Source organism: Vibrio sp. Isolate30, from assembly GCF_022397975.1.
Classification (GTDB): domain Bacteria; phylum Pseudomonadota; class Gammaproteobacteria; order Enterobacterales; family Vibrionaceae; genus Vibrio; species Vibrio fortis.
In genome coordinates this window covers 30446-48503 of sequence record NZ_JAKEUS010000014.1, presented here as the reverse complement: position 1 = coordinate 48503, position 18058 = coordinate 30446, and the positions used below count along the sequence as shown (strand labels likewise).

The window sequence follows — 18058 nt, the reverse complement described above, 5'->3', positions numbered from 1 at the left end:
TCGCCCTTTTTACAAGGAAATATCCATGATCCACATTATTACGGGCAGTACACTCGGTGGGGCTGAATACGTTGGCGATCACTTAAATGATCTACTCGAAGAACAAGGTCAAGCGATCACACTCCACAACCAACCTGAGTATCAGTCGATCCCGCAGCAAGATACTTGGTTGATCGTGACATCAACTCATGGTGCCGGTGAATTCCCAGACAATATTAAACCATTCATAGCTCAACTTGGCGAACAAACACCTCAGCTCGATAAGGTTCGCTTCGCTGTAATTGCGATTGGTGATTCAAGTTACGACACCTTCTGTGCAGCAGGCTACGCTGCCCATGAGTTATTAACAAAGCTCGGTGCACAAGCGATTTCTGACTGTTTTACCATCGATGTATTGGAAACTCCGGTACCAGAAGACGCTGCAGAGGAGTGGTTTCACGATCACAGTGACCAATTTTAAGCGTTAATTCTCAACAAAGAGCGGCGAAAGCCGCTTTTTTTGTGCCTAAATCCACCAGCTGTGAATAACTTTTTTCAATGAAATGGCATTATTTACTCATTTATTGCCATTTCTCTTGTGGATAAGATCATAGAAATACAGTGATTAACCTATAGTTATCCAAATAACAACTTAAGATCACTTTTTGGGGTGTGCATAAGTGACCTTTTTGATCCCAGCTAATCCTCATCCTGATCAAAATTAGATCACACCATTTGATCCAAAAAAGATCCATGATCTTGTTGATCATTTTTGAGTTATCCACAGAACCTCTCGATCCTAATAATAGATCCAATAAAAGATCTCTTTAAAGATCTTATCTATATTAATTAAAAATAGCGTTTCTGAAAAATTCCAAAAACGTTTTCTCACGCTATGAAAACAGGTAGAATATCGCTCCTTTTTATCTGTCTAGAAATCGTTTGAATACCTGAGGTCGGTTCATGCTTTATCACGAAAAATTTGACGTCATCGTAGTCGGTGGCGGCCATGCAGGAACGGAAGCCGCACTCGCATCTGCGCGTACTGGTCAAAGTACGTTACTCCTTACTCACAATATCGATACCTTGGGACAAATGTCTTGTAACCCAGCAATTGGTGGTATTGGTAAGGGACACTTAGTAAAAGAAGTCGATGCAATGGGTGGATTGATGGCTCAAGCCATTGATCATGCAGGTATTCAATTCCGTACTCTTAATGCTTCTAAGGGGCCAGCGGTTCGTGCCACTCGTGCTCAAGCTGACCGTGCCCTGTACAAAGCGTACGTTCGCAGCGCCTTAGAAAACACACCAAACCTAACCCTATTCCAACAATCGGTTGATGATTTGATCGTAGAGCAGGATCAAGTCGTGGGTGTTGTGACGCAAATGGGGCTGAAATTCCATGCGAAGGCAGTGGTATTAACAGTTGGAACCTTCCTAGGCGGTAAGATCCACATTGGTATGGAAAGCTCTTCGGGTGGTCGCGCAGGTGATCCACCATCGATCGCATTGGCTCAGCGTCTTCGTGATCTTCCATTCCGTGTTGATCGCCTGAAAACAGGTACTCCACCACGTATCGATGCGCGTAGTGTTGATTTCTCTGAACTTGAGGTTCAGCACGGTGATAACCCAACACCTGTTTTCTCATTCATGGGCAACCGTGCGCAGCAGCCGCGTCAAATTCCGTGTTACATCACTCACACTAACGAATCCACTCATGAAGTCATTCGTAATAACCTTGATCGCAGCCCAATGTACGCTGGCGTGATTGAAGGTATTGGTCCTCGTTATTGTCCTTCAATCGAAGACAAGGTGATGCGCTTTGCTGATAAGAACAGCCATCAGATATTCATTGAGCCAGAAGGCCTAACCACACACGAGCTATACCCAAATGGTATCTCTACCAGCTTGCCATTCGATGTACAGGTTCAGATTGTTCATTCAATGAAAGGCTTCGAGAATGCGCATATCGTTCGTCCAGGTTACGCGATTGAGTATGATTTCTTTGATCCTCGTGATTTGAAGCAGACTTACGAGACTAAGTTCATCAAGGGCTTGTTCTTTGCGGGGCAAATCAATGGTACAACCGGTTACGAAGAAGCGGCAGCACAAGGCTTGATGGCGGGTTTGAACGCGAGTCTGTTTACTCAGGGTAAAGAGGGCTGGAGCCCACGTCGCGATCAGGCTTATATGGGCGTATTGATTGACGACCTATCAACCATGGGTACTAAAGAACCGTACCGCATGTTCACCTCTCGTGCTGAGTACCGTCTGTTACTGCGTGAAGACAACGCTGATATTCGTTTGACGGAGAAGTCTCGTGAACTTGGTCTAATTGACGATGTTCGCTGGGCTCGCTTCAACGAGAAAATCGAGAACATGGAAAAAGAGCGTCAGCGTCTGAAAGAGACTTGGATTAACCCGAAATCTGAAGACATTGATGCGCTTAACCAGATCCTAAAAACACCAATGTCGCGTGAAGCGAGCGGTGAGGATCTTCTGCGTCGTCCAGAGATGACGTATTCACAGCTGACTGCTCTGGATCGTTTTGCTCCGGCACTGGACGATCAACAAGCGGCAGAACAGGTAGAAATCCAAGTGAAATACGAGGGTTACATCCAGCGTCAGCAAGATGAGATCGAAAAATCGCTACGCCACGAAAACACCAAGCTACCTGTTGATCTTGATTACAGCCAAGTGAAAGGCCTATCAAACGAAGTCGTACTTAAGCTGTCGACTGCGAAACCAGAGTCTATTGGTATTGCCTCTCGAATCTCTGGCATCACACCAGCTGCAATCTCTATCCTACTGGTTTACTTGAAGAAACATGGCCTACTGAAAAAAGGTGAGGAAGCATAATGAGCGCACTACGCGAAAAACTGGATCACCTGATCAGCCAGACAGACCTAGAAGTATCAGATAAACAACGTGGCCAATTGGTTGGCTACGTTGAATTGCTCAACAAGTGGAACAAGGCGTATAACCTGACCTCAGTTCGCGATCCTATGGACATGATGGTGAAACATATCTTAGATAGTATCATTGTCAGCACTCACTTACAGGGTAAGCGTTTTATTGATGTAGGTACCGGCCCTGGCCTTCCTGGTATCCCGCTCTCAATTATGAATCCTGATTGTGAGTTTTTCTTGTTGGATAGCCTTGGAAAGCGTATTCGTTTCATCAAACAAGTCGTACATGAGTTGGGTATCGACAACGTGACACCTGTTCAAAGTCGTGTTGAAGAGTTCCAACCAGAAGAAAAGTTTGACGCTGTGCTCAGTCGTGCATTTGCATCAATGACAGACATGGTTGAGTGGTGTCATCATTTACCTAAAGAGCAATCCGGTGTATTTTTGGCTCTTAAAGGACAACATCCTAGAGACGAAATGGACCAGTTACCGAACTGGTGTTCAGTAACTGACATCAAAGTTTTGCAAGTTCCAGAGCTTGATGGAGAACGTCATCTAGTAACGTTATCGCGTCAGGGATAATCAGCGAGGCCATAGTGGGTAGAATTGTAGCAATTGCCAACCAGAAAGGTGGTGTAGGAAAAACAACAACTTGCATTAATTTAGCAGCCTCTATGGCCGCGACAAAGCGCAAGATTTTGGTTGTCGATCTCGATCCACAGGGTAATGCCACTATGGCAAGCGGTGTCGATAAATATCAGGTTGAAGCAACTGCTTACGATTTACTGGTTGAAGACACACCTTTTGATGAGGTAGTTTGCCGAAGTACGTCGGGAAATTACGATCTCATCGCAGCCAACGGTGATGTTACCGCGGCTGAAATCAAGCTGATGGAAGTGTTTGCTCGTGAAGTGAGGCTTAAAAACGCTCTCGCATCAGTTCGCGATAACTATGATTTCATCTTTATTGATTGCCCCCCTTCTCTAAACCTTCTTACAATTAATGCGATGGCTGCGGCGGATTCTGTTTTGGTTCCGATGCAGTGTGAATACTTTGCGTTAGAGGGTTTAACTGCCTTGATGGATACCATCAGCAAATTGGCAGCAGTTGTGAATGAGAATCTGAAGATCGAAGGCCTACTTCGTACTATGTATGATCCTCGCAACCGCTTGTCGAATGAAGTATCTGATCAACTCAAGAAGCATTTTGGTAGCAAGGTCTACCGAACTGTGATCCCTAGAAATGTACGTCTTGCTGAGGCTCCAAGCCACGGCAAACCAGCGATGTACTACGACAAATACTCCGCCGGAGCGAAAGCCTATTTGGCACTCGCGGGTGAGATGTTACGTCGTGAAGAAGTCCCAGTTTAAATCAAACCAAAGGAATTCGCTCAATGTCTAAACGTGGTTTAGGAAAAGGGCTAGATGCATTACTTGCAACTAGCTCAATGGCTCGTGAAAAACAGCAAGTCGCTTCTCATAGTCAGGCACTATCGGCCGACGGTGAGTTAACCGAGCTTGCGATTGGTAGCTTGAAGCCAGGTGTTTATCAGCCACGTAAAGACATGGCGCCAGACGCGCTTGAAGAGTTAGCGGCGTCGATCCAATCTCAAGGCATTATCCAGCCGATTGTTGTTCGCCCACTGTCGCAAGATCACTATGAGATCATCGCCGGTGAACGTCGTTGGCGTGCGGCTCGCCAAGCTGGCCTAAAACAGGTGCCATGTTTGGTTAAAAAGGTTGAAGATCGCGCGGCAATTGCGATGGCTTTGATTGAGAACATTCAACGTGAAGACTTGAACGTGATTGAAGAAGCACAAGCTTTAGAGCGCCTTCAGAACGAGTTTGAGTTGACGCATCAGAAGGTCGCTGAAGTGATTGGTAAGTCACGTACTACCGTGAGCAACCTTTTACGTCTCAATCAGCTCGCAGCACCAGTCAAAGAGTTGGTGGTGACTAAACAACTTGAAATGGGTCACGCTCGCGCATTATTGGCGCTCGAAGGTGAGCTACAAGTAGAGACAGCGAATACCGCTGCACGCAAGCAGCTGACGGTTCGCCAGACAGAACAACTTGTCAAAAAGTGTCTAAAACCAGAGGTTGAAGCGGAAACTCAGCCGCAAGACCAAGAAGCCATCGAACTTTCACGAAGACTGACGGAAAAATTGCAAGCAAACGTTACAATTGTCCGAACTGGTACAGGAAAGTCAAAAGTGACGATTACACTTGATGAGCCTCACAAATTAGAGCAACTTATTGCCAAGCTAGAGGACTAAATGAGATAATTGACATAGGTCAATAATGTAATAAACAATAATTTTCGTACGAAAGTTGTCGGTTTGTATACAAAAATGTAAATGATTGCTGCGTTTTTATTGCAATCAGTTTGGCTGAACGTATAATTTTCGCCAATTTCTCAGCACGCTTTTAAGCGGTGGTAAGTGGGCTTAAAAGAGGAACGAATACATGGTAGCGGCGTTAGCAAGACCAGGACGAGTGCTTGCAAAGCAAATGTTATTGATCGAGCTTAGCGCGGTTATATTAGTGGCGGTGGGGTTAGGTTTAGCTGTTAATCCTGATTGGGGTTTTGCTTCACTGGTGGGTGGCGGTATTTTTGTCATTGCCAATGTGGTGTTTTGTGTGTGTGCTTTTCTTTTTTGTGGGGCGCGTGCAACGAAACTGGTTGCAGCGTCGTTCTATGCAGGCGAAGCATTAAAAATCTTAATCACAGTTTTACTATTCTCTATTGTCTACATGTATATGCAGGTGGAATTAATTCCCCTCAAACTGACCTATTTACTGGCTCTCGGTATTAATATCTTTGCGCCAGTGCTTTTCATTAACAATAAGAAATAGGACGAGTTATGGCTGCGGCAACAGCATCCGGATACATTGAACACCACTTACAGAACCTGTCTTTAGCCAAGCTAGGTTTTGTAGAGGAGACAAGTTTCTGGAACGTACATATAGACAGTCTGTTCTTCTCTGTACTAACTGGTGCGTTATTCCTTTGGGTATTTCGCTCAGTAGCAAAGCAAGCAACAGCAGGTGTACCTGGTAAGCTTCAGTGTTTTGTCGAAATGGTAGTGGAATTCGTTGGTGACAACGTTAAAGAAACTTTCCATGGTCGCAACCCGCTGATCGCTCCACTAGCACTGACTATATTCTGCTGGATTATCTTAATGAACTTGATGGACCTAGTGCCTATTGATTTCTTACCATATCCTGCAGAGCATTGGCTAGGTATCCCTTACTTGAAAGTGGTTCCTACAGCTGATGTTAACATCACCATGGCAATGGCTTTGGGCGTTTTCGCTCTGATGATCTACTACAGCATCAAAGTGAAAGGGCTTGGCGGGTTTGCTAAAGAATTGGCATTACACCCATTCAATCACCCAATTATGATTCCATTCAACTTGGTACTTGAGGTAATTTCGTTACTAGCGAAGCCACTATCTCTAGGTATGCGTTTGTTTGGTAACATGTTTGCGGGTGAGGTTGTATTCATTCTTATCGCAGCGATGCTACCGTGGTACTTACAATGGGTAGGTGCTCTACCTTGGGCTATCTTCCACATCTTGGTTATTTTGATTCAAGCATTTGTTTTCATGATGTTGACAATTGTTTACCTATCAATGGCCCATGAAGATAGTGATCACTAAAAAAAATTTTTAAGCTTTATTCTAACTATTAATGTTAATCGGAGAACGTAAATGGAAACTGTACTAAGTTTTTCAGCAATTGCTGTTGCTATTATTGTTGGTCTTTGTGCCGTAGGTACTGCAATTGGTTTTGCAATTCTTGGTGGTAAATTCCTAGAAGGTGCTGCACGTCAACCTGAAATGGCTCCTATGCTTCAAGTTAAGATGTTCATCATCGCGGGTCTACTGGATGCGGTTCCAATGATCGGTATCGTAATCGCACTTCTATTCACTTTCGCAAACCCATTCGTTGGTCAACTAGGTTAATCACTTTTAACTTCAGACAAACTCAGGTTTGTCATTGATTAACACTAAGTCCGAATAGAGGGGTAGCTGTTGTGAATATGAACGCAACTCTGCTAGGTCAAGCGATTGCTTTTTCTATGTTTGTTTGGTTCTGCATGAAATATGTATGGCCACCAATCATGCAAGCAATTGAAGAGCGTCAGAAGAAAATTGCTGACGGTCTACAAGCAGCTGAACGTGCTGCTAAAGATTTGAACCTGGCACAAGCCAACGCTTCTGAACAACTGAAAGAAGCGAAGCGCACTGCAACTGAGGTTATTGATCAGGCAAATAAGCGTAAAGCACAAATTCTAGACGAAGCTCGTGAAGAAGCTCAGGCAGAACGCCAGAAGATTCTTGCTCAAGCAGAAGCTGAACTTGAAGCTGAACGTAAACGTGCACGTGATGACCTGCGCAAACAAGTCGCAACTCTGGCAATTGCTGGTGCTGAGAAAATCCTTGAACGTACTATCGACCAAGATGTACACAAAGATGTTCTTGACAACATTACTGCAAAACTTTAATGCAAGGGGCTGAATATGTCTGATTTGACTACAATCGCACGCCCCTATGCTAAAGCAGCCTTTGACTTTGCGGTTGAGAAGGGCGAGCTAGACCAATGGGGTCAAATGCTTACTTTCGCAGCCGAGGTCGCACAAAACGATGATATTGTTAGCCTACTGAACAGTTCAACAACTGCCAGCAAGCTAGCTGAAATTTTCATTGTAATCTGCGGCGAACAATTTGATGCACATGGCCAAAACTTTATCAAAGTGATGGCAGAGAATGGCCGACTTAAGGCTCTTCCAGATGTATGTCACGAGTTCTTCGCTCTGAAAAAAGAGCACGAGAAAGAGATCGACGTTGAAGTAACTTCAGCAGTAGAACTTTCTAAAGAACAACTGGCAGACATCAGCAGCAAATTGGAACAGCGCCTAGAGCGCAAAGTTCAGCTGAATTGCAGTATAGATGAGACTCTACTTAGTGGAGTTATTATTCGAGCCGGAGACCTAGTCATCGATAACTCAGCTCGTGGTCGACTAGACCGCCTGAGCGATGCATTGCAGTCTTAATGGGGATTGGAGCATGCAACTTAATTCCACGGAAATTAGCGATCTAATTAAACAACGTATCGAATCTTTCGACGTTGTTAGTGAAGCTCGCAACGAGGGTACTATCGTATCGGTAAGCGATGGTATTCTTAGCATTCACGGCCTAACGGACGTGATGCAAGGTGAAATGATTGAACTACCGGGTGGCCGCTACGCACTAGCACTTAACTTGAACCGTGATTCGGTTGGTGCTGTTGTAATGGGCCCATATGCTGACCTTCAGGAAGGCATGAAAGTTACAGGTACTGGCCGCATTCTTGAAGTGCCAGTAGGTCCAGAACTACTTGGTCGTGTTGTAAACACACTAGGTGAGCCAATTGATGGTAAAGGTCCTATCGAAGCGAAACTGACTTCGCCTGTAGAAGTAATTGCACCAGGTGTAATCGACCGTAAATCGGTAGACCAACCTGTACAAACTGGTTACAAGTCTGTTGACTCTATGATCCCAATCGGTCGTGGTCAGCGTGAGCTAGTAATCGGTGACCGTCAGACTGGTAAAACAGCGATGGCGATCGATGCGATTATCAACCAAAAAGATTCTGGTATTTTCTCTATCTACGTAGCAATCGGTCAGAAAGCATCGACTATCGCTAACGTGGTTCGCAAACTAGAAGAGCACGGCGCGCTAGAAAACACTATCGTTGTTGTTGCATCTGCTTCTGAATCTGCAGCGCTACAATACCTAGCGCCATACGCAGGTTGTGCGATGGGTGAATACTTCCGTGATCGCGGTGAAGATGCACTGATTGTTTATGATGATCTATCTAAGCAAGCGGTAGCTTACCGTCAGATCTCGCTACTACTTAAGCGTCCACCAGGCCGTGAAGCATTCCCGGGTGATGTATTCTACCTTCACTCTCGTCTACTAGAGCGCGCTGCTCGTGTAAGCGAAGAGTACGTAGAAAAGTTCACTAACGGTGAAGTGAAAGGTAAGACAGGTTCTCTAACTGCTCTTCCTATCATCGAAACACAAGCTGGTGACGTATCTGCATTCGTACCGACGAACGTAATCTCGATTACCGATGGTCAGATCTTCCTACAAACTGAGCTATTCAACGCGGGCGTACGTCCAGCTGTTGACCCAGGTATCTCAGTATCTCGTGTAGGTGGTTCAGCGCAGACGAAAATCATCAAGAAGCTATCTGGCGGTATCCGTACAGCTCTAGCACAGTACCGTGAACTTGCGGCATTCGCACAGTTCTCGTCTGACCTTGATGAAGCGACTAAGAAGCAGCTAGACCACGGTCAAAAAGTTACAGAACTAATGAAGCAGAAGCAGTACGCTCCAATGTCTGTATTTGACCAAGCACTAGTAATCTTCGCTGCAGAGCGTGGTTACCTTCAAGACGTAGAGCTTTCTAAGCTTCTAGACTTTGAAGCTGCTTTACTATCGTATGCTCGCAGTCACTATGCCGATCTTGCAACGCAGATCGACAAAACGGGTGTGTACAACAATGATATCGAAGCTGAGCTGAAGAAGCTTGCTGACGATTTCAAAGCAACCCAGACCTGGTAATTGGTGGGTGGCCTTAGGGTCACCTCATACCATTAACGGAGAGTAACGATGGCCGGCGCAAAAGAGATACGTAATAAAATCGGTAGTGTTAAAAGCACACAGAAGATTACGAAAGCAATGGAAATGGTAGCAGCTTCAAAAATGCGTCGTTCTCAAGACGCAATGGAAGCTACTCGTCCATATGCAGAAACAATGCGTAAAGTGATCGGTCATTTGGCTAACGGTAGCCTTGAGTATAAGCATCCTTATCTTGAGGAACGTGAAGCCAAACGTGTTGGTTACATCATCGTTTCTACAGACCGCGGTCTATGTGGCGGCTTGAACATTAACTTGTTCAAGAAAGCTATGTTAGACATGAAAGACTGGTCTGAGAAAGGTGCTGACGTTGAACTGGCAATTATCGGTTCAAAAGCAACAGCATTTTTCAACAACAGCGGCGCGAAAGTAGCAGCTCAAGTTTCTGGTCTAGGCGATAGCCCAAGCCTTGAAGACTTGATCGGTTCTGTAAGCGTAATGCTGAAGAAATATGATGAAGGTGAATTGGATCGCCTGTTCGTAGTGTTCAACAAGTTTGAAAACACTATGGTACAAGAACCAACGATCGATCAATTACTTCCTTTGCCAAAATCGGATAGCGAAGACATGCAGCGCAATCATGCTTGGGACTACATTTATGAGCCTGAGCCAAAACCACTACTAGATGCACTATTGGTTCGTTACGTCGAATCTCAAGTGTACCAAGGTGTGGTAGAGAACCTTGCTTGTGAGCAAGCGGCTCGGATGATTGCTATGAAAGCTGCAACAGACAACGCTAGCGACCTAATTGATGACTTAGAACTTGTGTATAACAAAGCCCGTCAAGCGGCAATCACACAAGAACTTTCTGAGATCGTTTCAGGCGCATCAGCGGTTTAATCGCTTTTTCGGTTAAAGCTTAGGTAAAACTAAATAGTTAGAGGATTAACGATGGCTACAGGTAAGATCGTACAGATCATCGGTGCAGTAGTCGACGTAGAGTTCCCACAGGGTGAAGTACCACGTGTATACGACGCTCTGAACGTTACTGAAGCTAAAGAACGTCTAGTTCTTGAAGTTCAGCAACAACTTGGCGGTGGCGTAGTTCGCGCAATCGTAATGGGTAGCTCTGATGGTTTACGTCGTGGTTTGACAGTAGAAAATACTGGCGCGCCAATCTCAGTACCAGTAGGTACTAAGACCCTAGGTCGTATCATGAACGTTCTAGGTGACGCGATTGATGAGTGTGGTGAAATCGGTGCAGAAGAGCACTACGCAATTCACCGCGAAGCGCCTAGCTACGAAGAGCAGTCTAACGAGACAGCACTTCTAGAGACTGGCGTTAAAGTAATCGACTTGGTTTGTCCATTCGCTAAGGGTGGTAAAATCGGTCTATTCGGTGGTGCAGGTGTAGGTAAGACCGTTAACATGATGGAACTTATCAACAACATCGCACTTCAGCACTCTGGCCTATCTGTATTTGCAGGTGTAGGTGAGCGTACTCGTGAAGGTAACGATTTCTACTTTGAGATGCAGGAAGCAGGCGTTGTAAACGTTGAAAAACCTGAAGAATCTAAAGTAGCGATGGTTTACGGTCAGATGAACGAGCCACCAGGTAACCGTCTACGTGTTGCACTGACTGGTCTAACAATGGCAGAGCGTTTCCGTGACGAAGGTCGTGACGTTCTACTATTCGTAGATAACATCTACCGTTACACGCTTGCAGGTACTGAGGTATCAGCACTTCTAGGCCGTATGCCTTCTGCGGTAGGTTACCAACCTACACTAGCGGAAGAAATGGGTGTTCTACAAGAGCGTATCACGTCAACTAAGCAAGGCTCTATCACGTCTGTACAGGCGGTATATGTACCTGCAGATGACTTGACTGACCCATCTCCAGCAACAACGTTCGCGCACTTGGATGCAACGGTTGTACTTAACCGTAACATCGCAGCTATGGGTCTATACCCAGCGATCGACCCGCTAGATTCAACTTCACGTCAACTAGATCCACTAGTAGTTGGTCAAGAGCACTACGATATCGCTCAAGGTGTACAACGTACACTTCAGCGCTACAAAGAGCTTAAAGACATTATTGCTATTCTAGGTATGGACGAGCTATCTGAAGAAGATAAGCAAGTTGTATCTCGTGCTCGTAAGATTGAGAAGTTCCTAACTCAGCCTTACCACGTAGCGGAAGTATTTACAGGTGACCCAGGCGTTTACGTACCTCTTAAAGAGACTCTACGTGGCTTCAAAGGTCTACTAGACGGTGAATACGATGACATTCCAGAGCAAGCGTTCATGTACTGCGGTACTATCGACGAAGCTATTGAGAATGCTAAGAAGCTATAAGGCTAACTAGGAGGCGATATGGCAGCAATAACCTTTCACCTAGACGTAGTAAGCGCAGAGAAAAAGCTTTTCTCTGGTCTTGTTGAGACGTTTCAGGTGACCGGTAGCGAAGGTGAACTTGGTATTTTCCATGGTCACACACCGCTGCTGACCGCTATCAAGCCTGGTATGGTGCGTATTGTTAAGCAGCACGGCCACGAAGAAATCATTTATGTTTCTGGTGGTATGGTAGAAGTTCAGCCTGGTACAGCGACTGTACTGGCTGATACAGCTATCCGTGGTGAAGAGCTAGACGCAGCAAAGGCGGAAGAAGCTAAACGCAAGGCTGTGGAGAATATCCAAAATCAGCATGGCGACATGGACTTCGCACAAGCGGCCGGTGAACTGGCTAAAGCCATTGCTCAGTTACGAGTTATCGAACTGACAAAACAGCGTCGTTAATTTTATAGAAGTTATCGATACTGAGATAAAGGCGACCTAAGGGTCGCCTTTTTGCGTTTTTGGATAAAGCATATGCGTTAAATCATCAGATTATTTAATTTGTTAGCCAAAAACGGTTACAATATCGTCTTAACTAAAATAACGTCAGATAGGTTGTTCCATGAATTTCAGCGCGGTTATCCTCGCGGCGGGTAAAGGCACTCGCATGTACTCAAACACACCAAAGGTGCTGCACACGCTTGCTGGTAAGCCGATGGTGAAACACGTTATCGATACCTGTAACGGTTTGGGTGCACAAAACATCCACCTTGTATACGGCCACGGTGGCGATCAGATGAAGGCTACTTTGGCTGAAGAATCAGTAAACTGGGCGCTGCAAGCGGAGCAGTTAGGCACAGGTCACGCGGTTGACCAAGCGTCAGCGCACTTTGCTGATGATGAGAAAGTGCTGATTCTGTATGGTGATGTACCACTGATCTCAGCTGAAACCATTGAAAACCTATTAGACGCACAACCAACAAGCGGTATAGCGCTGTTGACGGTTGTGCTAGATAACCCAACAGGTTACGGCCGTATTATTCGTCGTAACGGTCCTGTAGTGGCAATCGTTGAGCAAAAAGATGCGACAGACGAACAGAAACTGATTAAAGAGATCAACACTGGCGTTATGGTTGCGACAGGTGGTGATCTTAAGCGTTGGTTGTCTGGCTTAAGCAATGACAACGCACAGGGCGAATACTACCTAACAGATGTTATTGCTGCAGCTCACGATGAAGGTCGTGCGGTAGAAGCGGTACACCCAAACAGCCCAATTGAAGTTGAAGGCGTTAACGATCGCTCTCAACTGGCTCGTCTAGAGCGCGCGTACCAAGCAGAACAAGCAGACAAACTGTTGAAGCAAGGTGTTATGCTACGTGACCCAAGCCGTTTTGACCTACGTGGTGAACTGCAATGTGGTATGGACGTAGAGATCGATGTTAACGTGATCATCGAAGGTAGCGTAAGCATTGGTGATAACGTGACTATTGGTGCGGGTTGTGTACTTAAAGATTGTGAAATCGATGACAACACAGTGATTCGCCCATATAGCGTTATTGAAGGTGCAACCGTTGGTGAAGATTGTACAGTTGGTCCATTTACTCGTCTGCGCCCGGGTGCAGACATGCGTAATGACTCACACGTAGGTAACTTCGTGGAAGTGAAGAATACGCGTCTAGGTGAAGGCTCTAAGGCGAACCACTTGACTTATCTTGGCGATGCAGAGATTGGTCAACGCGTTAACGTTGGTGCAGGTGCTATTACTTGTAACTATGACGGCGCGAACAAGTTCAAGACTATCATTGGCGATGACGTGTTTGTTGGCTCTGATAGCCAGTTGATTGCTCCTGTGACGATTGCCAATGGTGCAACAGTTGGTGCAGGCTCAACAGTTACTCGTGATGTTGCTGAGAGCGAACTAGTGATCAGCCGCGCTAAAGAGCGCAAGATTGCAAATTGGCAGCGTCCAGTGAAGAAAAAATAATCGCATCGATTATTGAACAATAGATATATGAAAGAGCCAGTTACGCGAGTAACTGGCTCTTTTTATTGTGCGCTGCTAATAAATTCATCAATGCTCTAATTGTATTTTGTTGTTGTATTGTTATTATTCAGGTTGGGGTTCTGTAAAGTTAAGGTGAAATAGAGATAATGAGATTGGTTGAAAAAAAATGGCAGACCATGCCGATCATCATCTTATCTTTTTCAATGCTAATTGGGCTGTACGGCTTTTACGTAACGTTGGAAAAGCTGGTGGTTGAGAACGAGCGCGAGCACTTGGTCTCGTTAATGTCAGATGTAATCTATGAGATTCGCGAGGATAGCGACTCGTTTACCGCTGATACCGATATCGATGACTACATTGGTGATCTCACCCAAGCCAATACGCGACTGAGGATTCAAGTCATCGATCCACAGGGGGTTGTGATTGGTGATACCGACCTCTCTGATCATGCACTTGCTCGTGTTGAAAACCATAGCGACCGTCCCGAGTTTCAGCAGGCTCTTAAGCATGGAAATGGTAGTGATGTGCGTTTTAGTACCGTTACCTCTATTGACCGAATCTACTACTCACAGAAAGAGAGTGTGCAGGGCAAAGACTTTGTGGTGGTGATCTCCTCACCAATGCATCAGCTTAAACAGATGAACTTCCAGTTGATGGGGATTCTGATTGGTATGGTGTTGCTGAGTTTGAGCTTTTTGATTGGTACTTCTTATGTCAGCAACCGCCAGATCACTCATCGTGTGGAAGAAGAGCAGAAGAAGCAAGATGAACGCATTCGTCAGCGTACTCATGAAATAGAATTGATGCACCGTCTAGCAAATATGCTGGCAGCGTGTAACAACATGGTCGAAGCGCAGCAGATCGTTTCGGATATCCTGCCAAGAATTCTTGGCAAAATTAACGGTAGTGTTTCATTGATGCGTGCTTCACGTAACCAATTGATTACTCAGTTAGACTGGGGAGATACCTGGCCGGGTAGCTCCAGCTTTGCGCCAGAGGAGTGTTGGTCGCTACGTAAGGGACGTCCGCATCAATCTAATGATGATTTCCACTCGTTAACCTGCGGACACATGCACGATATGGAAAATAACCAAACCTTGTGCATCCCATTAACCGCTCACGGTAATACCATTGGCATAATGCATCTCTATTTTGGTCAAGGTCATATCAAGATTGACCCTATCACCGAGCAGCTTGCCTTTAGTGTTTCAGAGCACTTAGGCTTGGCTCTGGCTAACCTCAGCCTGCAAGAGAAGCTGCGCTCGCAGGCCTTAAGCGATCCACTCACCGGTCTATTCAATCGTCGTTTCTTCGAGCAGAAATTAGAAGAGCACTCGATGAATTCAGCCACCAGCGAGCAACCACTATCATTGTTAATGCTCGATTTGGATCACTTCAAGCGCTTTAATGACAACTTTGGTCATGATGCGGGTGATTTTGTATTAAAAGAGATCAGTGCACTGCTTAAGCAAAGTGTCAGTGAAGACGAAATTGCATGTCGCCTCGGCGGAGAAGAGCTCGCCGTTTTGCTGCCACACTACTCGATGGAGCAAGCCACAGAGTTCGCCCAAGTTCTATGTGATGCAGTGCGCTCGATGCACCTTGAACACAAAGGTTTATCTCTAGGTCAGTTAGGGGTCTCTATTGGTGTGGCGACTTATCCAAAGCCAGCTTCAGATACTGAATCTCTAGTTAAGATGGCAGATAACGCACTATACATGGCCAAAGATATGGGACGCAGTCGAGTGATTAACTATGATGAGTACAGCCGACATAAAGCACCGGCACTGGAAGTGGTTGAGAATGAGCGCCGATAGAATTTAGTTAGATGATAAAAGAGCGAGTATTGAACTCGCTCTTTTGGTTTTTACAGAGACTATTTGAAGATTACAAATAGAGTCTCCGACTAGTCTTGATTCTCTTCCGCAACAACACGAGAGTTATCTGGCGCAGAGAAGTGCTGAGACAACTCTTTGTTTGAGTAGATATAACCAAACCATAGACTACCCAAACAGATAACAATCGCCACGCCAGTCACGCTCAGTGCTTGGCTTGCCATTGCTGCAACCAATGCACTTGCTAAACTACTGATACAGATTTGCAGGCTGTTCTGCAGACCAGCTGCGGTTGCAGGGCTCTGTTTAGCACTAGATAGGGCGCGGTTGACTACAATCGGGTACATCGCGCCGTTCGCTACAGCAATCAGACAGAATGGTGCTAGTAGAGGCCAAATTGATGTGAGCTCCCATTGTGAGGCAATAAAGATCAGCATTGCCGCAACGCTGAACAGGCCCACTAGATTACGCAACACAACACCATCACCGTATTTCTTCACCGCTTGTTTACCAAAGTAACCACCTGCCATGAATGCAATCGTCTGTGGGATAAAGCTCAAGCCAATGTCTTTAGCTTCATAGCCTAATTGAGACATGATCTCTGGCATACCTGTAAGGTAAGCAAAGAAGGCTGCCGATGCCGAAGCAAACATCAATACGTTACCCATGTAAGGTTTTGATTTCACCAACGCCTTAATATCAGACTTAACAGAGGTCTGTTTTACCTCAGGTTGCTCTTTTGGTTGAGCCATGGTAGTTGCAACCAATAGCGCGCCCATTAGAGTTAGAGTAATGAAGATGCTGTGCCAACCAAAGTTATCCGCTAGAAGCACACCCAGTTGAGGCGCCAGCGCTGGAGATAGGGCCACTAAAGGCATGATGGTGGCAAAAATTTGTTGGCTGCTGCTTTGTGAGTATCGCTTGATAACCATTGCTTGCCAGATCACAGCAGGTGCACACACCCCGATTGCTTGGATAAAGCGCAGTGTCAGTAGCTGCCAAACCTCGGTACTGAACGCCAAACCAAATGAGGCTGCCGTAAACAGAACGAGACCGACAGCCAGTGTGTTGCGGTGGCCATACTTATCACTCGCAAGACCCCAAAGAAGCTGACCCATAGCCATGCCGCCAAGGAATACCGTTAGAGATAGAGCAATCTGCTCTGGACCGGTTGCAAAGTCGATCTCCATTGCCTTAAATGCAGGTAGATACATATCGGTCGCAATAAAACCTAGCATGGATAGAACCGCAAGGTAGGTCAGCTGAAACTTAGAAATATTCATAAAATGCCATTAAGCTGTTGTAGTGATGTATTTATCATCAAAATTATTGTTAGTTGTTGGGTGACGTCATGCCCGTTTTATGTACGCTGACATTCTATTTTTCTGTTCTGTTAAAATAAAACGCTAAAATATGTAGTTATCAATCAAAAAATTTGAAGGCTTATGTTCTCAAAATCATCGTTAGAAATGCTTGATACAGTAGCGAGGCTAGGGAGCTTCACTGCGGCTGCTGAGCAATTGCACAAGGTGCCATCGGCGATCAGCTACGGGGTTCGCCAGATAGAGCAAGAACTTGGCGTACTGCTATTTAAGCGCTTGCCAAGAAAGGTTGAGCTGACACCTGCAGGAGAGGTATTTATCGACGAGGCTCGATCTCTATTGCGCCAGATGGAAGAGGTTAGCGCCCAGACTAAGCGAGCGGCTCGAGGGTGGAAAAAGACCTTGCGCTTAACCTTAGATAACGTGGTTAAGCTCGACAAAATGAAGCCGATGATTGAAGAGTTCTATGAGACTTTTGATTTTGCAGAATTGCAGATCAATATGGAGGTGTTCAATGGCTCTTGGGAAGCTATAGCCCAAGGTCGTGCCGATATTGTGATTGGTGCAACCTCTGCGATCCCTGTTGGCGGTGATTTTGAGGTTAAGGAGATGGGACCGCTCGATTGGGCATTTGTTATGTCGCCCAGCCACCCATGTGTGCGAGAGCAGTACCTTGATGAGGCCTTTGTTAGTCAGTTCCCCGCTATCTGTTTAGACGATACCTCGAGCGTATTGCCCAAGCGTCATACGGGACACTACGCAAACCAGAGGCGCTTGCTGCTCCCCAACTGGTACAGTGCCATTGAGTGCCTTAAAAATGGTGTCGGGGTGGGCTATATGCCACGTCATATTGCAGCCCCTATCATTGAGCAGGGATTGCTGGTGGAAAAGATTTTGCCTGAGCCTAGCCCGCTAAGTCAGTGCTGTCTGGTATGGCGAAAAGATGATAACCATAAGTTGATCGAGTGGATGGTCAACTACTTAGGATCCAGTGATCAACTGCATCGAGATTGGCTGGATCATCGTAAGGCGATCTAGTGAAAGGA

At 45.7% G+C, this 18058-nt stretch carries 18 protein-coding genes; 17 read left to right on the top strand and 1 reads right to left on the bottom strand.

The genetic code is table 11. The features are described from left to right. Nucleotides 1-25: 25 nt before the first annotated feature. The 16 genes from mioC to L1D60_RS21985 all read left to right on the top strand — a co-directional run bounded on the left by mioC (nucleotide 26) and on the right by L1D60_RS21985 (nucleotide 15672). A complete protein-coding gene (mioC, locus tag L1D60_RS22060) occupies nucleotides 26-460 on the top strand; it encodes an FMN-binding protein MioC (protein WP_239842995.1) in 435 nt (144 codons plus the stop codon). A 482-nt stretch (nucleotides 461-942) separates the two neighbouring features. Continuing rightward, nucleotides 943-2838: a tRNA uridine-5-carboxymethylaminomethyl(34) synthesis enzyme MnmG gene (gene mnmG / locus L1D60_RS22055; RefSeq protein ID WP_239842994.1), complete on the top strand. Its 1896-nt coding sequence runs from the start codon at nucleotides 943-945 to the stop codon at nucleotides 2836-2838. Beyond that, entirely contained in the window at nucleotides 2838-3470 is a 633-nt protein-coding gene (rsmG, locus tag L1D60_RS22050) for a 16S rRNA (guanine(527)-N(7))-methyltransferase RsmG (protein WP_239842993.1), read from the top strand. Before mnmG ends, rsmG begins: the two co-directional genes overlap by 1 nt. 14 nt (nucleotides 3471-3484) lie before the next feature. Next, on the top strand, nucleotides 3485-4258 hold the full coding sequence (locus L1D60_RS22045) for a ParA family protein (RefSeq protein WP_239842992.1): 774 nt from the start codon (nucleotides 3485-3487) through the stop codon (nucleotides 4256-4258). A 23-nt stretch (nucleotides 4259-4281) separates the two neighbouring features. After that, nucleotides 4282-5163 carry a ParB/RepB/Spo0J family partition protein gene (locus tag L1D60_RS22040; protein ID WP_239842991.1) on the top strand — a complete coding sequence of 294 codons (882 nt, stop codon included), beginning with the start codon at nucleotides 4282-4284 and terminating at the stop codon, nucleotides 5161-5163. A 190-nt stretch (nucleotides 5164-5353) separates the two neighbouring features. Beyond that, a complete protein-coding gene (locus L1D60_RS22035) occupies nucleotides 5354-5743 on the top strand; it encodes a F0F1 ATP synthase subunit I (RefSeq protein WP_032548635.1) in 390 nt (129 codons plus the stop codon). A gap of 8 nt (nucleotides 5744-5751) precedes the next feature. Then, complete coding sequence (gene atpB / locus L1D60_RS22030; RefSeq protein WP_032548636.1) at nucleotides 5752-6549, top strand: F0F1 ATP synthase subunit A; 798 nt, start codon at nucleotides 5752-5754, stop codon at nucleotides 6547-6549. 51 nt (nucleotides 6550-6600) lie between these two features. Then, nucleotides 6601-6855 carry a F0F1 ATP synthase subunit C gene (gene atpE / locus L1D60_RS22025; protein ID WP_010319963.1) on the top strand — a complete coding sequence of 85 codons (255 nt, stop codon included), beginning with the start codon at nucleotides 6601-6603 and terminating at the stop codon, nucleotides 6853-6855. A 71-nt stretch (nucleotides 6856-6926) separates the two neighbouring features. Further along, the gene (gene atpF / locus L1D60_RS22020; RefSeq protein WP_239842990.1) at nucleotides 6927-7397 is read left to right on the top strand and encodes a F0F1 ATP synthase subunit B; all 471 of its coding nucleotides are present in this window, start codon (nucleotides 6927-6929) and stop codon (nucleotides 7395-7397) included. Nucleotides 7398-7412: 15 nt separating this feature from the next. Beyond that, nucleotides 7413-7946 (top strand): F0F1 ATP synthase subunit delta, encoded by a 534-nt coding sequence (atpH, locus tag L1D60_RS22015; RefSeq protein WP_032548639.1) that lies wholly within the window; start codon nucleotides 7413-7415, stop codon nucleotides 7944-7946. Between the two features lie 13 nt (nucleotides 7947-7959). Continuing rightward, on the top strand, nucleotides 7960-9501 hold the full coding sequence (gene atpA, locus L1D60_RS22010) for a F0F1 ATP synthase subunit alpha (RefSeq protein WP_032548640.1): 1542 nt from the start codon (nucleotides 7960-7962) through the stop codon (nucleotides 9499-9501). A 48-nt stretch (nucleotides 9502-9549) separates the two neighbouring features. Then, nucleotides 9550-10416 carry a F0F1 ATP synthase subunit gamma gene (gene atpG, locus L1D60_RS22005; RefSeq protein ID WP_032548641.1) on the top strand — a complete coding sequence of 289 codons (867 nt, stop codon included), beginning with the start codon at nucleotides 9550-9552 and terminating at the stop codon, nucleotides 10414-10416. A 51-nt stretch (nucleotides 10417-10467) separates the two neighbouring features. Then, nucleotides 10468-11871 carry a F0F1 ATP synthase subunit beta gene (gene atpD / locus L1D60_RS22000; RefSeq protein ID WP_150870625.1) on the top strand — a complete coding sequence of 468 codons (1404 nt, stop codon included), beginning with the start codon at nucleotides 10468-10470 and terminating at the stop codon, nucleotides 11869-11871. An 18-nt stretch (nucleotides 11872-11889) separates the two neighbouring features. Then, entirely contained in the window at nucleotides 11890-12312 is a 423-nt protein-coding gene (locus L1D60_RS21995) for a F0F1 ATP synthase subunit epsilon (RefSeq protein WP_032548643.1), read from the top strand. 160 nt (nucleotides 12313-12472) lie between these two features. After that, the gene (gene glmU / locus L1D60_RS21990) at nucleotides 12473-13834 is read left to right on the top strand and encodes a bifunctional UDP-N-acetylglucosamine diphosphorylase/glucosamine-1-phosphate N-acetyltransferase GlmU (RefSeq protein ID WP_239842989.1); all 1362 of its coding nucleotides are present in this window, start codon (nucleotides 12473-12475) and stop codon (nucleotides 13832-13834) included. Between the two features lie 224 nt (nucleotides 13835-14058). Then, nucleotides 14059-15672, top strand: a complete 1614-nt coding sequence (locus tag L1D60_RS21985) for a diguanylate cyclase (RefSeq protein ID WP_239843018.1) — start codon at nucleotides 14059-14061, stop codon at nucleotides 15670-15672. Between the two features lie 89 nt (nucleotides 15673-15761). Here the strand turns inward: L1D60_RS21985 and punC are convergent, their stop codons facing one another. Further along, nucleotides 15762-16973 carry a purine nucleoside transporter PunC gene (punC, locus tag L1D60_RS21980; RefSeq protein ID WP_239842988.1) on the bottom strand — a complete coding sequence of 404 codons (1212 nt, stop codon included), beginning with the start codon at nucleotides 16971-16973 and terminating at the stop codon, nucleotides 15762-15764. A 162-nt stretch (nucleotides 16974-17135) separates the two neighbouring features. Between punC and punR the strand changes: the two genes are divergently transcribed. Next, entirely contained in the window at nucleotides 17136-18050 is a 915-nt protein-coding gene (gene punR / locus L1D60_RS21975) for a DNA-binding transcriptional activator PunR (protein WP_239842987.1), read from the top strand. The last annotated feature ends 8 nt before the right edge of the window (nucleotides 18051-18058 follow it).

Bases quoted from the DNA above. Each gene is read 5' to 3' on its own strand.
- atpD (WP_150870625.1), top strand. From the start codon at position 10,468: ATGGCTACAGGTAAGATCGTACAGATCATCGGTGCAGTAGTCGACGTA.
- punR (WP_239842987.1), top strand. From the start codon at position 17,136: ATGTTCTCAAAATCATCGTTAGAAATGCTTGATACAGTAGCGAGGCTA.
- L1D60_RS21985 (WP_239843018.1), top strand. From the start codon at position 14,059: ATGCTAATTGGGCTGTACGGCTTTTACGTAACGTTGGAAAAGCTGGTG.
- L1D60_RS22040 (WP_239842991.1), top strand. From the start codon at position 4,282: ATGTCTAAACGTGGTTTAGGAAAAGGGCTAGATGCATTACTTGCAACT.
- L1D60_RS22035 (WP_032548635.1), top strand. From the start codon at position 5,354: ATGGTAGCGGCGTTAGCAAGACCAGGACGAGTGCTTGCAAAGCAAATG.
- L1D60_RS21995 (WP_032548643.1), top strand. From the start codon at position 11,890: ATGGCAGCAATAACCTTTCACCTAGACGTAGTAAGCGCAGAGAAAAAG.
- atpA (WP_032548640.1), top strand. From the start codon at position 7,960: ATGCAACTTAATTCCACGGAAATTAGCGATCTAATTAAACAACGTATC.
- glmU (WP_239842989.1), top strand. From the start codon at position 12,473: ATGAATTTCAGCGCGGTTATCCTCGCGGCGGGTAAAGGCACTCGCATG.
- atpH (WP_032548639.1), top strand. From the start codon at position 7,413: ATGTCTGATTTGACTACAATCGCACGCCCCTATGCTAAAGCAGCCTTT.
- atpE (WP_010319963.1), top strand. From the start codon at position 6,601: ATGGAAACTGTACTAAGTTTTTCAGCAATTGCTGTTGCTATTATTGTT.
- atpG (WP_032548641.1), top strand. From the start codon at position 9,550: ATGGCCGGCGCAAAAGAGATACGTAATAAAATCGGTAGTGTTAAAAGC.
- mioC (WP_239842995.1), top strand. From the start codon at position 26: ATGATCCACATTATTACGGGCAGTACACTCGGTGGGGCTGAATACGTT.
- mnmG (WP_239842994.1), top strand. From the start codon at position 943: ATGCTTTATCACGAAAAATTTGACGTCATCGTAGTCGGTGGCGGCCAT.
- punC (WP_239842988.1), bottom strand. From the start codon at position 16,973: ATGAATATTTCTAAGTTTCAGCTGACCTACCTTGCGGTTCTATCCATG.
- atpB (WP_032548636.1), top strand. From the start codon at position 5,752: ATGGCTGCGGCAACAGCATCCGGATACATTGAACACCACTTACAGAAC.
- rsmG (WP_239842993.1), top strand. From the start codon at position 2,838: ATGAGCGCACTACGCGAAAAACTGGATCACCTGATCAGCCAGACAGAC.